Origin of the sequence: Bradyrhizobium sp. CCBAU 11357 (genome assembly GCF_028128865.1) — a bacterium.
In the GTDB taxonomy this organism is placed as follows: Bacteria; Pseudomonadota; Alphaproteobacteria; order Rhizobiales; family Xanthobacteraceae; genus Bradyrhizobium.
Genome location: NZ_LBJW01000026.1, coordinates 1 through 453, shown reverse-complemented (window position 1 = coordinate 453; position 453 = coordinate 1). Strand labels below are relative to the sequence as shown.

Genomic DNA, 453 nt, shown 5'->3' with positions numbered 1-453 from the left:
GCACCACGGCCCTGACCGGCGCGATCACCCTGATCGCCACCAACGGCACCACCGCAACCGGCCTTGCCAGCAACGCCCAGCCCGCCGACGGCGACACGCTGACCGTCAACGGCAAGACCATCACCTTCCGCTCCGGCACCGCGCCGGCTGCGACCGCCGTTCCGACCGGCTCTGGCGTCAGCGGCAACCTCGTCACCGACGGCAACGGCAACACCACGGTCTATCTCGGCACCGCCGGCACTCCGGCTGCGTCCGTCAGCGATCTCTTGAGTGCGATCGATCTGGCCAGCGGCGTCAAGACGGTGTCGATCAGCTCCGGTGCTGCGACGATCGCGACCAGCGTCAACCAGACCGCTTCGAGCGTTGGTGCGGGCGCCGTCACGCTGAAGAGCTCGACGGGCGCGGATCTGAGCGTCACCGGCAAGGCCGACCTGCTCAAGGCCCTCGGCCTGA

1 protein-coding gene is annotated in these 453 nt (G+C 69.3%); it reads left to right on the top strand.

The features are described 5' to 3' along the window. Nucleotides 1–453: DUF1522 domain-containing protein (locus XI05_RS08900; protein ID WP_271500693.1), on the top strand; the 453-nt coding region annotated here is incomplete at both ends.